The 15,948-nt window shown below is 71.3% G+C and carries 14 protein-coding genes; 7 read left to right on the top strand and 7 right to left on the bottom strand.

Going from position 1 to position 15,948, the window contains the following annotated elements:
* Position 1 precedes the first annotated feature (1 nt).
* Entirely contained in the window at positions 2-1,465 is a 1,464-nt protein-coding gene (locus AC0HI0_RS00130; RefSeq protein WP_480934554.1) for a sugar transferase, read from the bottom strand.
* A 606-nt stretch (positions 1,466-2,071) separates the two neighbouring features.
* Here AC0HI0_RS00130 and AC0HI0_RS00125 point away from each other — a divergent pair.
* A complete protein-coding gene (locus tag AC0HI0_RS00125; protein ID WP_480930146.1) occupies positions 2,072-2,647 on the top strand; it encodes a hypothetical protein in 576 nt (191 codons plus the stop codon).
* Positions 2,648-2,911: 264 nt separating this feature from the next.
* Here AC0HI0_RS00125 and AC0HI0_RS00120 read toward each other — a convergent pair whose 3' ends face one another.
* The gene (locus AC0HI0_RS00120) at positions 2,912-3,154 is read right to left on the bottom strand and encodes an RNA-binding S4 domain-containing protein (RefSeq protein ID WP_480930145.1); all 243 of its coding nucleotides are present in this window, start codon (positions 3,152-3,154) and stop codon (positions 2,912-2,914) included.
* Positions 3,155-3,631: 477 nt separating this feature from the next.
* On the opposite strand from AC0HI0_RS00120, the gene AC0HI0_RS00115 reads away from it, so the two are divergent.
* Positions 3,632-4,060, top strand: a complete 429-nt coding sequence (locus tag AC0HI0_RS00115; protein ID WP_480930144.1) for a DUF742 domain-containing protein — start codon at positions 3,632-3,634, stop codon at positions 4,058-4,060.
* Positions 4,061-4,155: 95 nt separating this feature from the next.
* On the opposite strand, the gene mug is transcribed toward AC0HI0_RS00115, so the two are convergent.
* From mug to AC0HI0_RS00095, 4 genes are read right to left on the bottom strand one after another with little or no spacing between them, the layout of a single operon-like run.
* Positions 4,156-4,656 carry a G/U mismatch-specific DNA glycosylase gene (gene mug, locus AC0HI0_RS00110; protein WP_480930143.1) on the bottom strand — a complete coding sequence of 167 codons (501 nt, stop codon included), beginning with the start codon at positions 4,654-4,656 and terminating at the stop codon, positions 4,156-4,158.
* On the bottom strand, positions 4,653-6,323 hold the full coding sequence (locus AC0HI0_RS00105) for a bifunctional metallophosphatase/5'-nucleotidase (RefSeq protein WP_480930142.1): 1,671 nt from the start codon (positions 6,321-6,323) through the stop codon (positions 4,653-4,655). Before AC0HI0_RS00105 ends, mug begins: the two co-directional genes overlap by 4 nt.
* 9 nt (positions 6,324-6,332) lie before the next feature.
* Positions 6,333-7,010 (bottom strand): copper resistance CopC family protein, encoded by a 678-nt coding sequence (locus AC0HI0_RS00100; protein WP_480930141.1) that lies wholly within the window; start codon positions 7,008-7,010, stop codon positions 6,333-6,335.
* 20 nt (positions 7,011-7,030) lie between these two features.
* A complete protein-coding gene (locus AC0HI0_RS00095) occupies positions 7,031-7,576 on the bottom strand; it encodes a hypothetical protein (protein ID WP_480930140.1) in 546 nt (181 codons plus the stop codon).
* A 434-nt stretch (positions 7,577-8,010) separates the two neighbouring features.
* Here AC0HI0_RS00095 and AC0HI0_RS00090 point away from each other — a divergent pair, with 434 nt between their 5' ends.
* From AC0HI0_RS00090 to AC0HI0_RS00070, 5 genes are all read left to right on the top strand, one after another.
* Positions 8,011-8,763 carry a response regulator transcription factor gene (locus AC0HI0_RS00090; RefSeq protein WP_480930139.1) on the top strand — a complete coding sequence of 251 codons (753 nt, stop codon included), beginning with the start codon at positions 8,011-8,013 and terminating at the stop codon, positions 8,761-8,763.
* Complete coding sequence (locus AC0HI0_RS00085) at positions 8,741-10,180, top strand: sensor histidine kinase (protein WP_480930138.1); 1,440 nt, start codon at positions 8,741-8,743, stop codon at positions 10,178-10,180. The genes AC0HI0_RS00090 and AC0HI0_RS00085 overlap by 23 nt, the downstream gene beginning before the upstream one ends.
* A gap of 65 nt (positions 10,181-10,245) precedes the next feature.
* Positions 10,246-12,048 carry an ArnT family glycosyltransferase gene (locus AC0HI0_RS00080; protein WP_480930137.1) on the top strand — a complete coding sequence of 601 codons (1,803 nt, stop codon included), beginning with the start codon at positions 10,246-10,248 and terminating at the stop codon, positions 12,046-12,048.
* A complete protein-coding gene (locus AC0HI0_RS00075) occupies positions 12,045-13,298 on the top strand; it encodes a bifunctional glycosyltransferase family 2/GtrA family protein (protein WP_480930136.1) in 1,254 nt (417 codons plus the stop codon). The genes AC0HI0_RS00080 and AC0HI0_RS00075 overlap by 4 nt, the downstream gene beginning before the upstream one ends.
* The gene (locus AC0HI0_RS00070; protein ID WP_480930135.1) at positions 13,295-15,121 is read left to right on the top strand and encodes an ArnT family glycosyltransferase; all 1,827 of its coding nucleotides are present in this window, start codon (positions 13,295-13,297) and stop codon (positions 15,119-15,121) included. Before AC0HI0_RS00075 ends, AC0HI0_RS00070 begins: the two co-directional genes overlap by 4 nt.
* On the opposite strand, the gene AC0HI0_RS00065 is transcribed toward AC0HI0_RS00070, so the two are convergent.
* The gene (locus AC0HI0_RS00065; RefSeq protein WP_480930134.1) at positions 15,114-15,941 is read right to left on the bottom strand and encodes an SGNH/GDSL hydrolase family protein; all 828 of its coding nucleotides are present in this window, start codon (positions 15,939-15,941) and stop codon (positions 15,114-15,116) included. The two genes, AC0HI0_RS00070 and AC0HI0_RS00065, sit on opposite strands and share 8 nt — an antisense overlap.
* Between the last annotated feature and the right edge of the window lie 7 nt (positions 15,942-15,948).

Here is a 15,948-nt window from a genome sequence, read left to right as displayed (position 1 = left end):
GTCAGTAGGCGCCCTGACCGCCGAAGACGGCCCGGAAGGTCTTCCAGATGATCAGCGCGTCCAGCGCGAGGGACCAGTCCTCGACGTAGCGCAGGTCCAGCCGGACGGATTCCTCCCACGACAGGTCGCTGCGGCCCGAGACCTGCCACAGGCCGGTGAGGCCGGGCTTGACCATCAGCCGGCGGCGCACGTCGGGGGCGTACTTCGCGGTCTCCTCGGGCAGCGGCGGACGAGGTCCGACCAGCGACATGGAGCCGGCGAGCACGTTGAGCAGCTGCGGCAGCTCGTCCATCGAGTAGCGGCGCAGCACCCGCCCGACCGCGGTGACGCGGGGGTCGCGCTTCATCTTGAACAGCACGCCCGCGCCCTCGTTCACCGACTCCAGCTTGGCGCGCAGCGCGTCGGCGTTGGTGACCATGGTGCGGAACTTGACGATCGTGAACGGCTTGCCGTCCTTGCCCACCCGGCGCTGCTTGTAGAGCACCGGCCCCCTGGTGTCGATCATGATCGCCACGGCGACCGCGAGCAGCACCGGCGAGAGCAGGCAGACGAGCAGGAACGAGCCGACCTTGTCCACCATCGCCTTGATCACCCGGCGGAACCCGGTGAACGACGGCTCGGTGACCCGCAGCAGCGGCATGCCCAGCACGCCGGTCACGTGCAGGCGCGGGCCGGCGAAGTCCATCAGCGCCGGCGCGACGACCATCTCGGTGCCGGTGCCCTCCAGGTCCCAGGCGAGCTGCTGGAGCCGGCGCGGCGTCCAGTAGGCGTCCGGGGTGACCGCGACGATCCGGTAGCCGCCCCGGCGGACCTGGTCGGCGAGTTCGCCGAACCGGCCGACCACCGGGATGCCCTCCAGCTCGACGCCGATCTCCGCGCGTCCGTCCACAGTGCACACCGCGTCCACCCGCCAGCCCAGGTGCGGCGCGCGGCGGGTCCGCGAGATCAGGTCCTTGACGGTGTCCACATTGCCCGCCGCGAGCACCGGCAGCAGGCACTTGCCCTCGCCCCGGGCGCGGTGCAGCGGCCTGCGCAGCGCGTAGCGGACCGGGAACGCCACGAGAGCGATCGCCGGGCCCACCACGAACACCCAGAGCCGCGCCCCGGGCATCCCGGCGGCCAGCGCGCCCAAGCCCAGCGCCACCACCGACCCGAACAGCCCCCGGCCCAGCCGGCGGAACTCCTCCGCGCCCTGGCCGAGCACGGTGGTGTTCCAGACCCGGTTGAGGAACAGGGAGCCGACGACGATCGCGACCGTGACCGCCTCCAGGGCGAGCAGCGGCAGCGGGCCGAAGGTCAGGTGGTTGGCGGACAGCACCGCACCGGCGAGCACCACCACGAGGACGGTGCAGACGATGTCGGCGGCGATGACCCCGTACCGGTAGGCGGGCTCCCACGTGCTCACCGTGGGATGGGTGGTGCGGTTGATCGACGCGAGATCGGCCGTCAGGTCGGTCGTCGTCATGTTGGTCGTCGTCACCCCCGCGACCGGTCTGCGGCGCGTGGGTTGGACCTGCTCGCTCATCGCTGTGCTCCCCCGGTTGGGCCGGTTCGGACGTGCAACATCGCAGGGCATCCCCGACGGACCCGCGTGTGGTGTGTTGGCAAATGTGCGGTCGGCGTTTTTTCTCGCCTGCGCAAACCGTCATTCGTCAGGCCAGGGCGGCGCGTTACACACACAGTGAACAGCTTCCTCGAACGGCATTCGCCGCGCTACGCGACCGTGCACACACGTGCACCGGCGTGTGACGTGCGGTTACCAAACAAGTGTCCCAAAAAAGCCCAGCAAGTGACAGGTGGGCACCGTCCACAGTGACCGGTGGTCCGCGCCAGGCACGAGCGGGGTGATCCATCGATTCTGGGACGGCTCGCGTTACACCCGGTTTTCGACCGGAGTCGAAAACGAGCCGCGAACGGTCCAAAAAGGGCCGAAAGGCCCTAAGGTCGGGCGGGCGCAGGTGGCACCCCGCTGTCACCCATTCACAGACCGGAAGCGACTATTCGGCGCAACGGTCCGGGCACTTCCCGTGACGGCCGGACAAAATGCCCGACCTGGGCGGAGGATCGCGGAGTGACCCAGTTCACGTCGGTGCACAATGGGCCGGTGTACGTGGTCCTGGCGGTTGGCGGACTCCTCGGTGCGCTCCACGGCCGATGGGCGTGGCGCACCCGGCTGTACCCGCGTTCGGCGCGCGGGTGGTGGCTCGGGGTGATCGACTTCACGTGGAGCCTGCCCAACACCGCGCTGGGCGTGCTGCTGCTGGTGTACGCGTTGAGGCGCGGGAACTCGGTGGATACCGACTTCACCCGGCACAGCGGCACCATCGGGCTGCGCGACGGGGTGATCAAGGGGTTCGCCACGACCGTGGGGCCGGTGCAGGCCGGGGTCTCGCCCGGCATCGACCGGCACGAGGCCGTGCACGTGTTCCAGGCCCGGCTGTTCGGGCCGCTCTACCTGCCGTTGGTGCTGCTCAACTGGGTGGTGGCGACGGTGCTGCCGTACTGGCTGGTCTACCACGACCGGGAGCGCGCGCCGATCGACGGCGTGGCGGCGTACTTCCAGCGCGGGGTGTACCCGCACTGCTGGCACGAGGAGTGGGCGTACCGGGTGCAGGGGACCCCGCCCTCGGCGGGTTCGGGATCCTGACGGCGGTTCGGGATCTCGCGGGTTCGGGATCTCGCGAGGGGTGGGTTCGAGGGCTTGGCGGTTCGAAGGTCTGGGCGGTTCGGGATCTTCGCGGATCGCGAACTTGGCGGATCGGGATCTTGAGGGTTCGGGATCTTGAGGGTTCGGGATCTTGAGGGGTTGGTTCGGGATCTTGGGTATCCGCAAGGGTCAGTCGTGCTCGAAGGGCCGACTGAAGGTTTGCTGAAGGTTCCCGGGAGTGGATCTCGGGGAAAGTACGCGACTCTAACGGTTCGCGACCAAACGGGCCTTTTCCTCGCCGACCGCGATCACGTCGCCGTCGTGCAGCTGCGCGCCCCGGCGGGACTCGACCCGGCCGTTGACGGTCACGTCGCCCTCCTCGACCAGCTCACGCGCGTGCGCGCCGTTGTCCGCCAGGCCCGCCAGCTTGAGGAACTGGCCCAGCCGGATCATGTCGTCGGAGATCTCCACCTCGCGGATGCGCACCTCGTCATCATCGCGCAGCACCGTCCGCACGGCCGCACGAGCACCCGGTAACGAGGATTGCACGAGGTCGAAACACGGCGGACACGAACCGGACGCGCCGAGGGCTACCGTTCCCGAGGTGTGAGCACCGGCAGCCCGGACCCCCGACGCGCGGCACCCCGGCGTCGGCGGTCCCCGAGGGGTGAGGTCGGCTCGACGGGTGCCCGGTTCGGGTCGTCTGCGCTTCGCCGAAGTCTCGACGACCCGGTCGACGGGTTACCCGGCGGTCGTCACGACCAGGCGGGCGACGTGCCCGAACCGGTGAAGCGGCGGCGATCGCCGCGCGGCGAGGTCGGCGCGACCGGGGCCAGGTTCGGGTCGGCGGCGTTGCGGCGGAGTCTGGACGACCGACTGGAGGACCTGCCGGACGCGGCTGATCTGCGGGATGCTGGGCCGGTGCGTGATGTGGAGCGTGGGACGGGAGCCGGACGTGGGTCACGAGCGGAGCGCAGGCCCCCGTTGGACGAGACAGCTCCGTTCAACAGGCACTTCGACGACGAGGTGAACCCGGCGCGGGTCGGGCCGGACGACGAGGTCGAGCAGGAGTGGAGCGGCTCCCTGGTCAGGCCCTACGCGTGGACCGGCGGGCGGACCTCCTCCGAGTACGACCTGCGGCTGGAGACCCTGGTCTCGCTGGAGGAGAACGGGGTCGCGATCGCCATGCGCGACACGGGGCCGGAGCAGCGCTCGATCGTGGAGCTGTGCGCGTACCCGAGGTCGGTGGCGGAGGTGTCCGCGCTGATGTCGCTGCCGCTGGGCGTGGTGCGGGTGCTGCTCGGGGACCTGATCACGATGGGTGTCGTGGGGATGCACGACAACGTCGCGGCGGCGGACGGGCCCGACGTGCTGCTGCTGGAGCGCGTGCTGGAAGGGCTGCGCAGGCTGTAGTGCGGGGGCAGCACGGCCGGCCGGGCGGGGGCGGCTGGTCAGGCGGGGGCGGCTGGTCGGGCGGGGGCGGCTGGTCGGGCGGGGGCGGCGCGGCGTCAGGCGGTCGCGGCGAGGCGCAGCTCGCGGAAGACGTCGGCCAGGTCGGGTAGCTGGTAGTGGGCGTTGAGGCCGCTGGGGTTGGGGAGCAGCCACAGCCGGGAAGCCGCGATCGGTTCGGGTTGCGGGCCGACCTTGGCGGTCGGCCTGGAGAACGCGGTGCGGTAGGCGGTGATCCCGACGACCGCGACGAACCTCGGTCGCCGGGACTCGGCCAGCGCGGTGAGCACGGCCGCGCCCGCCCGGAGTTCGGCGGCCGTCAGCTCGTCGGCCTTCGCGGTGGCGCGGGCCACCAGGTTGGTGATGCCCAGGCCGTGGTCGAGGAGTTCGAACTGCTCGTCCGGGGTGAACCGGCGCGGGGTGAAGCCGGACAGGTGCAGGGCGGGCCAGAAGCGGTTGCCGGGACGGGCGAAGTGCTGCCCCTTCTCCTCGGACAGCAGGCCGGGGTTGATGCCGCAGAACAGCACGTCCAGGTCCGGTGCGAGCACGTCGGGGATCATCGGATGATCACCGGGCTGCCGTCGACCACCAGCCGCCAGCTGGGGATCTCGAACGCCGCCGGGTCCAGCCCGGTCGAGCCCACCCAGTCGATCAGCAGGCGGCGGATCTCCTGGTGCCGGCTGTGCAGCACCGGGGCGGTCGAGACGTGCGGGAAGTTGCCGCCGCCGGAGTGCCGGTAGTTGTTCACGGCCACCGCGAAGCGGTCCCGGGGCCGGATCGCGGAGCGGGCGTAGTGGAGGTTCGTGACGCGGTCGCCCGGTGGTCTGGCCAGGTCGATGTCGTAGGTGAGCGGGTCGGTGTGCCCGGTGGCGACGTCGTAGAGGTAGTCCGGGGTGTTGTCGGCGTTGGTCAGCTCGTCGGGGTGGTGCGGGCCGGGCGTGGAGTGGGCGCGGAAGTAGTGCGCGGAGCGTTCGAGGTAGTCCTTGAGCTGCGCGCCGGTCAGTTCGACGCCCACCAGGGTGTTCTCGAACGGGTAGAGGCCGGCCACGTCCCGGATCGACACCTCGCCGGCGGGGATCGCGGCACTCCGGTTGAACGGGCACGTGATGGAGACGACGGGGAACGCGCCCTTCAAGGAGGTGTGGAGGGTGGCCGCCTGCACGTGGTTGACGAAGTCCAGGGCGGCGGTGCGCTGGTAGCGGGCGGTGTGGACGGACATCGCCGACCGGCACGTGCCGATCCGGGAGTTCGCGTAGGCCACCACTCGGTCGTGGGCCTCGCGGACGAGCGCGCTGACGACGGGGTCCTCCGGGACGGTGTTGGTGTTGCGGACGTGCGCGCGGGAGTCGGTCCGGTGCCAGCCATCGGGGGTCTCCACCAGGTCGAACTCCATGACGCTGAGCCGTTTGCCCCAGTAGAGGGGTTCGGTCAGCAGGACCGTGCGGCCGGTCGCGCGGTTGGTGACGTGCCGCTGCGGGATCTCCACGTGGGCGTGGCCGACCAGGATCGCGTCGACGCCCGGCACCTCCTCGGCCAGCAGGGCGGCGCAGTTCTCCGGGAACGGCAGCAGGTCGCCGAGCGAGGACGACAGGTCCGCGCCGGAGTGCGCGGCGACGATCACCAGGTCGCACTGCCGGGCGAGCGGCGGGACGTGCGTCCTGGCCTGCTCGACCAGGCCGGGGAAGGTCAGGTGGCCGTCGACGTGGTTCTTGTCCCACACGGCGATGCCGGGGTTGGTCAGGCCGAGGATGCCGACGCGCAGCGGCGTCGAGCCGGTGTGGACGGTGACGGTGGTGTGGGCGCGGAAGGCCGGGGTCCCGTCGGTGGTCAGCGCGTTCGCGGCGAGCAGTGGGAAGTCCAGTTGCCGCTCGAAGGCCCGCAGGTGGGCGATGCCGTAGTTGAACTCGTGGTTGCCGACGGCCGCGGCGGTGTAGCCGAGGGCGTTCATCGCCACCGCCATGGGGTGGGGGTGGTCGGGCTCGATCGCGGCGAAGTAGTGCCCCAGCGGGGTGCCCTGGATGGTGTCGCCGGCGTCGATCAGGAGGGTGTGCGGGGTGGTCCGGCGCACCTCGCGGACCAAAGTGGCGATCTTGGCCAGGCCGACGTCGTCGTGGTCGGGGTCGTCGTACTCGCGGTCGGCGTAGTAGTCCCAGTTGAAGACGTGGGCGTGCAGGTCGGTGGTGCCCAGGACGGTGAGGGTGAAGCGCGCGCCCGGCCCGTGGGTCATGAGGTGACCCTATTCGGAAGGCGGGTTGGGGAGTCCGTCGTCCCTGGGGGTTCCGTCGTTCTGGGGGGTTTCGGTGTCGTTGGGGGTCGTCTGCTGGTCCTTGCGGTCCTTGAGGCGCAGGGTCACGGCCACGGCCAGGGCGATCAGGATCAGCGCGCCCACGATCCACGGCCAGATCGGGGTGCCGGACTCGGGTTGTGGTTGGGCGGGTTCGGAGTTGACGAAGGCGGAGACGGTGGCGGTGGGGTTGGCGATGGTGGGGGTGGCGGATCCGGGGGTGGATCCGGGGGTGGTGGGGGTGGGGAGTGGGAGTGGGGTGGGTGTTGAGGCGAGGGAGAAGATGGTTTTGCCGTTGACGTAGTCGCCGTCCAGGGCGAGGACTTGCCAACTCAGGATGTACTGGCCGGGCGGGGTGGCCTTGGGGGTGACCTGGGCGGTCAGGGTCGGGCCGGACGCGGTGATCTCGCCCGCCTGCCACTGGGTGCCGTCTGGGGCGGTGATCGCGATGGTGGCGCTCTCGGCGGGTACCGGCTCGCTGAACGTCAGGGTGAGCTTCGTGGGCGGTTGGGGCAGGGTCGCCCCGTTCGCCGGGTCGCTGCTGAGCAGTTCGGTGTGGGCGAACGCGGTCGGGGTCGCCGTGAGCACGGCGAACGTGGCCAGGAGTGCCGAGAGCGCCAATCGCTTCATAGCGGACAGTTCTACCTGGTTCAGCGGGTGGGCGGCTGCCCCGGATCGTTGCCCTGGCCGGTGCCGGGGTTGCCGCCGGGGGGCTGTTGGCGGTCGCCGCGCCGGCCTCGGGTGTTGCCTTCGACGATGCTGGTGGCGGTGCCGTTGGAGGCGATCAGCATGACGGTGTTGCCCTTGGCCAGGCCCGTGGTGCCCTTGTTGCCGTTGACGGTGGTGTTGGCGTCGATCTTGTAGGTCTGGGTGTAGCCGTCGGTGCTCTTGACGGTGATGGACGAGTCGCTGAGTTCGGTGATCTCGCCGTTCTGGAACTCGCCGTGCGCGGTGTCGCCGAACGGGCCCGGTCCCGTGATCATCATGCCGGGGCCGCCGTAGCCCCGGGGGCCGCCCATGCCCTGTTGGGCGGCGTCGGAGGTGCTGGCGGCGTAGATGACGCCGCCGCCGGCCGCGGCGATGCCGACGGCTATGGCCGCGGCGATCACGATCTTCCGGCCGGACCAGCTGGGGCCGGGAGCGGCCTGTGGTGGAGGTTCCTCACCCCAGGTCGGGTTCTCGGTGTCGGTAGTCATGTCGACCACCGTGGCCGGGGAGTCTGTGCGTGGGCTGTGCGGCTGTTGGGGTGTGGCTGTGCGTGGGTGTGGGTGTGGGTGTGAGTGGGTGTGGGTGTGAGTGGGTGTGGGTGTGAGTGGGTGGGGCGGCTGGGAGAAGAGAAAAAGCGCGCTCGCCGCTGGGCAGGCCGCCGGGGGGAGGAAGGGCGCGCCGTGTTCTCCCCGTATGGCCTGGTCTGAGACAACCACCCTTGATCAGGGAGTGCAAGCGAAGGGCGTGCTTGCACTCCCTGATCAAGCGCGGTTCGCTGCGCGCAGGCCATACGGGGAGAACACGGCGAGGGGCGGGTGCTGGGTGGTGGGGGCGTTGTGTGTGCGTGTGTGTGCGGGTCGGGGGTGCGTGGGGTGCCGGGGGTGTTCACAGGTGGTACACAGGGGCGGCACAGGGTGGGCTCATGGCCCGTTGTGACGATTGGGGTATGCGTGCGGTGAGTGCTCCTGAGCTTCGGCGGGCCGACGGGAGTCCGGTTCGGGTTCTCGTGGTCGACGACGAGTCCACTTTGGCCGAGTTGATGTCCATGGCTTTGCGGATGGAGAAGTGGGAGGTCCGCACTGCCCTCGACGGGACGTCCGCGGTTCGGGTGGCTCGGGAGTTCCGGCCTGATGTCGTGGTGTTGGACGTGATGTTGCCGGACTTCGACGGGCTTGAGGTGCTTCGGCGGATTCGGGCCGATGTTCCGGCGTTGCCGGTGTTGTTCCTGACCGCCAAGGATGCCGTCGAGGATCGGATCGCGGGGTTGACCGCCGGGGGCGACGACTACGTCACGAAGCCGTTCAGCCTTGAGGAGGTGGTGCTCCGGTTGCGCGGGCTGTTGCGGCGGACCGGGGTTTCCGAGGCTGGTGCGGGGACCGAGTTGGTCGTGGGTGACCTGGTGCTGGACGAGGAGACCCGCGAGGTTCGGCGGGGTGGGGTTTCGGTGGAGTTGACGGCCACCGAGTTCGAGCTGCTCCGGTTCCTGATGCGCAACCCCAAGCGGGTGTTGAGCAAGGCGCAGATCCTGGACCGGGTGTGGAGCTACGACTTCGGTGGGCAGGCGAACATCGTCGAGCTGTACATCTCGTACTTGCGCAAGAAGATCGACGCCGGGCGCGCGCCGATGATCCACACGATGCGGGGCGCGGGCTATGTCATCAAGCCTGCACCCTAAGCGCTGGCCGTTGCGGACGCGGCTGATCGTCGAGCAGGTCGTCCTGATCGCGATCGTGTGCGCGGGCATCGGCGTGGTCACCGTGTTCGCGTTGCGGGACTTCCAGATCAACCAGTTGGACCAGCGGTTGCACGACGCTTCGAACCGCGTTGTGGGTCGCGGGCCGTTCATGCCCGGCCCGCCGCCGGACAACCCGCTCAACCGGCCCGGGTTCGAGTCCGGGACGTTGGTGCTGATGATGCGGACGTCGGGGACCGACGGGTCGCTGATCAACCCCGGCCGGGACGCGCCCGAGGGGTTGACGGCCGAACAGGCGCGGGGGCTGGAGTCCGTTCCGGTCGACGCCAACGCCCGCAGCGTCTACCTGGGCGGCGCGCTGGGCGACTACCGGGTGGTCGCGGTGCTGGCCCGGGACGGGACCGTGGTGGTGACCGGGCTGCCCATGGCCGGGGTGAACGACGCGATGGTGCGGATGGGGTTCATCGTCGGCGGGGTGGCGCTGGCCGGGTTGGTCGCGGTGTCGCTGGCCGGGGCGTTGATCATCCGTCGGACGTTGCGGCCGTTGGAGAGGGTCGCGGCCACGGCGGGGCGGGTGGCGGAGCTTCCCCTGCACCAGGGGGAAGTGGCGCTGGCCGAGCGGGTGCCGGAGGGCGACGCCAATCCGGACACCGAGGTCGGGCAGGTCGGGTTGGCGTTGAACGCGATGCTGGACCACGTCGGCGAGGCGTTGACGGCGCGCCACGCGAGCGAGACTCGGGTTCGGCAGTTCGTGGCGGACGCCAGCCACGAGTTGCGGACGCCGCTGGCGGCCATTCGCGGGTACGCGGAGTTGACGCGTCGCAGCTCGGCGGACGTGCCGGAGGAGATCGGGCACGCGATGCGCCGGGTGGAGTCCGAGGCGGTGCGGATGACGTCGTTGGTGGAAGACCTGTTGTTGTTGGCGCGGTTGGACGCCGGGCGTCCGCTGGGGCGCGACACCGTCGACCTCTCGCGGGTCGTGGTGGACGGGGTGAGCGACGCCCGGATCGCCGGGCCGGAGCACGATTGGCGGTTGGAGTTGCCGCCGGAGCCGGTGACCGTGCTGGGCGACGGGCACAAGTTGCAGCAGGTGTTGGTGAACCTGCTGTCCAACGCGCGGGTCCACACGCCGGCGGGGACCACGGTGACCACTTCGCTGCGGCGCGAGGGTGGTGGTGTGGTGCTGACCGTTTCGGACGACGGGCCCGGGGTTCCGGCGGAACTCCAGAACGAGGTGTTCGAGCGGTTCTCACGTGGGGACACCTCGCGGTCCCGTGCTGCGGGCAGTACTGGACTGGGGTTGTCGATCGTGGCCGCCGTGGTGGCCGCGCACCAGGGAGAGGTGTCGGTGGAGAGCCGGCCCGGCCGCACCCGGTTCGTGGTGCGCCTGCCCGGCTGAGTCGCACAGCCTGCTCACAGGGAAGGCACAACGACCGCCCAGGCGTGGCCAGCAGGCTCTGGTTCATGCGAGCGCGACTACCCCTGTTGCTGTTGCTGGCCGGGACGGCTGTCCTCTACCTCTGGCGCTTGGGCGACTCCGGGTGGGCCAACGCCTACTACTCCGCCGCCGCCCAGGCCGGGGCGCGGAGCTGGTCGGCCTGGTTCTTCGGGGCCACGGATTCCGGCGGCGCGATCACCGTCGACAAGACACCCGCTTCGGTGTGGGTGATGGGGCTTTCCGCTCGGCTGTTCGGGGTCGACGCCTGGAGCATTCTGGTTCCGCAGGCGTTGATGGGCGTGGGCAGCGTGTGGCTGTTGTACGCGACGGTTCGGCGGGTCGCGGGTGGCGCGGCCGGGTTGATCGCGGGCGCGGTGTTGGCGTTGACGCCGGTCGCGGTGTTGATGTTCCGGTTCAACAACCCGGACGCATTGTTGGTGTTGTTGTTGGTCGCGGGTGCCTACTGCACGGTGCGGGCGGTCGAGAAAGCGTCGTGGAAGTGGTTGGCGCTGGCCGGGGTCGCGGTGGGGTTCGCGTTCCTGACGAAGATGCTCCAGGCGTTCTTGGTGCTGCCCGCGTTCGGGGTGGTGTACCTGGTCGCGGCACCGGGGGCGGTGCGGCGGAAGGTGCTCCACCTCGCCGGTGCGCTGGGGGCGATGGTCGTCGCGGGTGGGTGGTGGGTGCTGGCCGTCGAGCTGGTGCCCGCTTCCGCGCGGCCCTACATCGGGGGGTCGCAGAGCAACTCGGTCCTGGAACTCACCTTGGGGTACAACGGGTTCGGGCGGCTGACCGGGGACGAGGTGGGCAGCGTCGGCGGTCGTGGCGGTGGCGGCGGGTGGGGGTCCACCGGGTGGAGTCGGCTGCTCGGGGCCGAGATGGGCAGTCAGATCGCCTGGTTGCTGCCCACCGCCGTGGTGCTGCTGATCGCCGGGTTCTGGGCCGGTGGTCGGCGTGAGCGGGTCGGGTTGGGGTTGTGGGGCGGGTGGCTGGTGGTCACCGCCGGGGTGTTCAGCTTCATGAGCGGGATCATCCACGCCTACTACACCGTGGCGCTGGCGCCCGCGATCGGGGCGATCATCGGGATCGGGTCCGTGGCACTGTGGCGGCGTCGGGCCGAACCTGTTGCGGCTGCGGCGCTTTCGGGGGCGTTGGCGGTCACCGCGTTGCAGTGCTACCTGTTGCTGCTGGCGTGGTCCGCCGGGTTGGCGGCTGCGGTCCTGGTGTTGGGGTTGTTGGCCGCGGTGGGGGTTTTCCTGGCCGCGGTCGCGCCCGCGGTGGTGGTGGTCCCGGTTGCCGTGGTGGCGGCGTTGTTGGGGCCTGGCGCGTACTCGGTGGCCACTGCGGCCACTCCGCACTCGGGGGCGATTCCCAGTGCTGGGCCGGAGAGCGGGATGCGGGCGGGGCCCGGCGGGGGCGGGGTGGTGATGATGTCGCCTGGTGGCGGGCGCAATGGTGGTGTGGGCGGGTTGTTGAGCGCGCCTTCTCCAGGGGCCGAGCTGGTGGCGTTGCTGCGGAGCAACAGCGGGAACTTCCGGTGGGGTGCCGCTGCCGTCGGGTCGAACAACGCCGCCGGGTACCAGTTGGGCAGCGGGGTTCCGGTGATGGCCGTGGGCGGGTTCAACGGGACGGATCCCGCGCCCACGCTGGAGGAGTTCCAGGCGATGGTCCGAAGTGGACTGATCCACTACTTCGTCGGGGGCGCGGGGATGCCGGCGGAGAGCGGGTCCGACGCGTCCGAGCGGATCGCCGAGTGGGTCGCCGAAACCTTCGCCGCGACGACCGTGGACGGCGTCGACGTCTACGACCTCACAGCGGACGCACAGCGATGACACACTCCGTGCCCAGCTCGGGACTCGACGCTGACCCCATGACGCTCGCGACGCTCACGACGACCCCCGTGCTCGACGTGGTGGTCCCCGTGTACAACGAGGAGAGAGACCTCGCGCCGTGCGTGCGCAAGCTGCACGCCGACCTGACCGGGACGTTCCCGTACCGGTTCCGGATCACCATCGCCGACAACGCCAGCACGGACGGCACGTGGGCGGTCGCGCGGGAACTCGCGGAGGAGTTCGCCGACGTGGTGGCGGTCCACCTGCCGGAGAAGGGGCGCGGGCGGGCGCTGTCGGCGGTGTGGTCCGCCTCCGACGCGCAGGTGTTGGCCTACATGGACGTCGACCTCTCGACCGACCTGGCGGCGCTCGCCCCGCTGGTCGCGCCGCTGATCTCCGGGCACTCCGACGTCGCCATCGGCAGCCGGCTGGCGCGCGGCGCGCGGGTGGTGCGCGGACCCAAGCGGGAGTTCATCTCGCGCTGCTACAACCTGATCCTGCGGGGCGCGCTGGCGGCCCGGTTCTCCGACGCGCAGTGCGGGTTCAAGGCGATCCGGGCGGACGTGGCGCGGCGGCTGCTCCCCCACGTCGAGGACACCGGGTGGTTCTTCGACACCGAACTCCTGGTGCTGGCCGAACGGGCCGGCGCCCGCATCCACGAGGTCCCGGTGGACTGGGTGGACGACCCGGACAGCCGGGTCGACATCGTGTCCACGGCGGTGGCCGACCTGAAGGGCGTGGCCCGGGTCGCGCGCGGGTTGGCCTCCGGCCGGATCCCGGTCGGCGAGCTGCGGGCCCAGTTGGGGCGCGCGCCGCTGGAACCGGTGACGCCGGGCGTGCCCCGGGGGCTGTTGCGGCAACTGGTCCGGTTCGCCGCGGTCGGGGCCGCCAGCACGGTGGCCTACCTGGTGCTGTTCGTGCTGCTGCGCGGCGGGTTGGGCGCGCAGGGCGCGAACCTGGTGGCGCTGCTCGTCACGGCGGTCGCCAACACCGCCGCCAACCGGCGGTTCACCTTCGGCGTGCGCGGCAGTCGCGGTGCCGGGCGGCACCAGTTCGAAGGACTGCTGGTGTTCGGCCTGGGGCTCGCCCTCACCAGCGGCGCGCTCGCCGCGCTGCACCACTTCTCCTCCCCCGGCGGCGCGGCCGAACTGGCCGCCGTCGTGGGCGCGAACCTGCTCGCCACCGTCCTGCGATTCCTGTTGCTGCGCAACTGGGTCTTCCGCAACCGTCCCCTGGAGTCCACCTCATGACCGCCACCCTCGCGGCACCCGCACCCGCGTCGACCTCGCCGGCACCGCGCCGCTCCTGGACCACCCCGGCCCTGGTGGTGCTGCTGGTCGGCACCGCGGCGCTGTACCTGTGGAACCTCACCGATTCCGGCTGGGGCAACAGCTACTACGCCGCCGCCACCCAGGCCGGCGCGCAGAGCTGGACGGCGTGGCTGTTCGGCGGGCTGGACGCGGGCGGCGTCATCACGGTGGACAAGCCGCCCGCCGCGCTGTGGGTGAGCGGCCTGTTCGCCCGGGTCTTCGGGTTCTCGTCCTGGACGGTCCTGGCACCGCAGGCGGTCGAGGGCGTGCTCGCGGTGTGGCTGCTGCACGCCACGGTGAAGCGCACGTCCGGCGCGGTGGCCGGGCTGCTGGCCGGCGCGGCGCTGGCGCTGACCCCGGTGGCGGTGCTGATGTTCCGGTTCAACCTGCCCGACGCGCTGCTGGTGCTGCTGATGGTCGCGGGCGCGTACTGCACGGTCCGGGCGCTGGAGAAGGCTTCCTGGAAGTGGTTGGCGCTGGCCGGGGTCGCGATCGGGTTCGCGTTCCTGACCAAGATGGGGCAGGCGCTGCTGGTGCTGCCCGCGTTCGCGGTGGCCTACCTGGTGGCCGCGCCCACGACGCTGGGCAGGCGGTTGCTGCACCTGGTCGGCGCGGGCGTCGCGGTGGCGGTGTCGGCGGGCTGGTTCATCGCGCTGGTCGAGCTGTGGCCGAGCGGGTCGCGGCCTTACATCGGCGGTTCCACGAACGATTCGCTGTGGCAGTTGGCCATGGGCTACAACGGCCTGGGCCGGATCTTCGGCGGCGGCCGGGACGGTGGCGGCGGCAACGGCACGATCATGGGCGGCGGCAACGGGAACATCGGGTTCGGCGGCAGCACCGGCGTCGACCGGCTGTTCGGGGCGAGCATGGGCGCGGAGATCTCCTGGCTGCTGCCCGCCGCGATCGTCGGCGTGGTGGCCGGGCTGTGGTTCACCCGCCGCGCGCCGCGCACCGACCGCACGCGGGCCGCGTTGCTGCTGTGGGGTTTGTGGGTGCTGGTCAACGGCGTGGTGTTCAGCTTCATGAGCGGCATCACGCACCCCTACTACACCGTCGCCCTCGCGCCGGGCGTGGCCGCGATCGTCGCCATCGCGGGTCGGGAGATGTGGCGGGGACGGGCGCACCTGCCGGTGCGGACGGCGCTCGCGGTGATGGTCGCGGCGGCCGGCTTCTGGGGTTTCGCGCTGCTGAACCGGTTCCCGGACTGGGCTCCGGTCGTCCGGTGGACGGTGGTGGCGCTGACGGTCGTGGTCACCACGGCGATCGTGATGGGCGTGCGGCGGGTCGCGGCGCTCGCGGTCGTCACGGCCCTGCTCCCGTCGGCGGCGTTCGGCGTCGCCACGGCGGCGACCACCCACGCGGGTTCGATCCCGATGTCCGGTCCCGCCGGGTACTCCGACGGGATGGGCGGCGGCATGGGTGGCCCGATGGGCGAGGAGAGCGCGTCCGGCGAACTCGCCGACCTGCTCCGGGCCACCACCGGCACGTGGGCGGCGGCCACGACCAGCGCGCAGGGCGCGGCGAGCCTCTCGTTGGCCAGCGGCAAGGCCGTCATCGGCATCGGCGGCTGGAGCGGCGGCGACCCCGCGCCCACGTTGGCGGAGTTCCAGCAGTACGTGCGGGACGGCCGGATCGGCTACTACGTGTCGGGTGGACGGTCGATGGGCGGTGGCATGGGCGGCGACAGCGAGATCGCCGCGTGGGTGGCCGACAACTTCACGGCCACCGAGGTCGGCGGCTCGACGGTCTACAAGCTCAGCTAGGCCGCCGGTACGCCTCGACGGGGCGGTGGCCGCCGGCTTCGGCCGCGACCGCCGCCCCCTGCTCCGCCTTGCCCAGCCACGACCGGTACATGATGGTCGCCGCGTAGGGCAGGAAGTCCCGGCCGCGCTTCCACAGCCACGGGACGCCCTTGAACAGCAGCCACGCCAGGTGGTGCAGCGGCGTGATCCGGATGCCTCCGTTGCACTCCAGGCTCACCGGGCGGGGCACGGCGCAGCCCAGTTCGGCCAACCGGTTCGCGAAGGCCTGGGCCAACCGCCGGTGCCCCAGCTCCGACGGGTGCAGCCGGTCCACCGCCCACGTCTCCAGCGAGTACGCGCCGTCCATCAGGTCCAGGTCGACGCACCCCACGCCGTGCCGCCGCACGACCGCGTCGATCACCTGGTTCAGCTCGGCGATCCGCGCGGACAGCGCCCGGCGCAGCGCGCCCGGCATCCGGAACACCCGGCTGTGGTCGTGGAACCGCACGGTCACCACGGACGCGCCCGCCGCGACGAGTTCGCCGACGATCGCGTCCAGGTCCTCGTGCAGCCGGGCCGCGTCGAAGTCGGAGCGCAGCGTGTCGTTCATGCCGGCCAGCAGCACCGCCGCGTCGGGCGCGGCCCGCAGGGCGGCCGGCAGCTGCTCGAACCGGACCGACGCCACCCGGGCGCCGGGGAAGGACGGGTTCACGTAGCGGACGTCCGGAAACGACGCCGCGAGCAGCGGACCCACACCCCGCCACCCGCCGCGGACCGGATCGCCGACCCCGACCGTCGTCGAGTCGCCCAGGACCACCAGGCTTCGCACCGCTTTGGCCACCCGATGA

The organism is Saccharothrix sp. NBAS 001 (assembly GCF_056640475.1).
The sequence above is the reverse complement of the archived record's forward strand: the minus strand, read 5'-3'. Positions and strand labels throughout refer to the sequence as shown.

Excerpts from the sequence above, each read along its gene's own strand:
- AC0HI0_RS00130 (WP_480934554.1), bottom strand. The coding sequence starts at position 1,465 with ATGACGACGACCGACCTGACGGCCGATCTCGCGTCGATCAACCGCACC.
- mug (WP_480930143.1), bottom strand. The coding sequence starts at position 4,656 with ATGATCCCCGACGTGCTCGCACCGGACCTGGACGTGCTGTTCTGCGGC.
- AC0HI0_RS00105 (WP_480930142.1), bottom strand. The coding sequence starts at position 6,323 with ATGACCCACGGGCCGGGCGCGCGCTTCACCCTCACCGTCCTGGGCACC.
- AC0HI0_RS00100 (WP_480930141.1), bottom strand. The coding sequence starts at position 7,010 with ATGAAGCGATTGGCGCTCTCGGCACTCCTGGCCACGTTCGCCGTGCTC.
- AC0HI0_RS00095 (WP_480930140.1), bottom strand. The coding sequence starts at position 7,576 with ATGACTACCGACACCGAGAACCCGACCTGGGGTGAGGAACCTCCACCA.
- AC0HI0_RS00090 (WP_480930139.1), top strand. The coding sequence starts at position 8,011 with ATGGCCCGTTGTGACGATTGGGGTATGCGTGCGGTGAGTGCTCCTGAG.
- AC0HI0_RS00085 (WP_480930138.1), top strand. The coding sequence starts at position 8,741 with ATGTCATCAAGCCTGCACCCTAAGCGCTGGCCGTTGCGGACGCGGCTG.
- AC0HI0_RS00080 (WP_480930137.1), top strand. The coding sequence starts at position 10,246 with ATGCGAGCGCGACTACCCCTGTTGCTGTTGCTGGCCGGGACGGCTGTC.
- AC0HI0_RS00075 (WP_480930136.1), top strand. The coding sequence starts at position 12,045 with ATGACACACTCCGTGCCCAGCTCGGGACTCGACGCTGACCCCATGACG.
- AC0HI0_RS00070 (WP_480930135.1), top strand. The coding sequence starts at position 13,295 with ATGACCGCCACCCTCGCGGCACCCGCACCCGCGTCGACCTCGCCGGCA.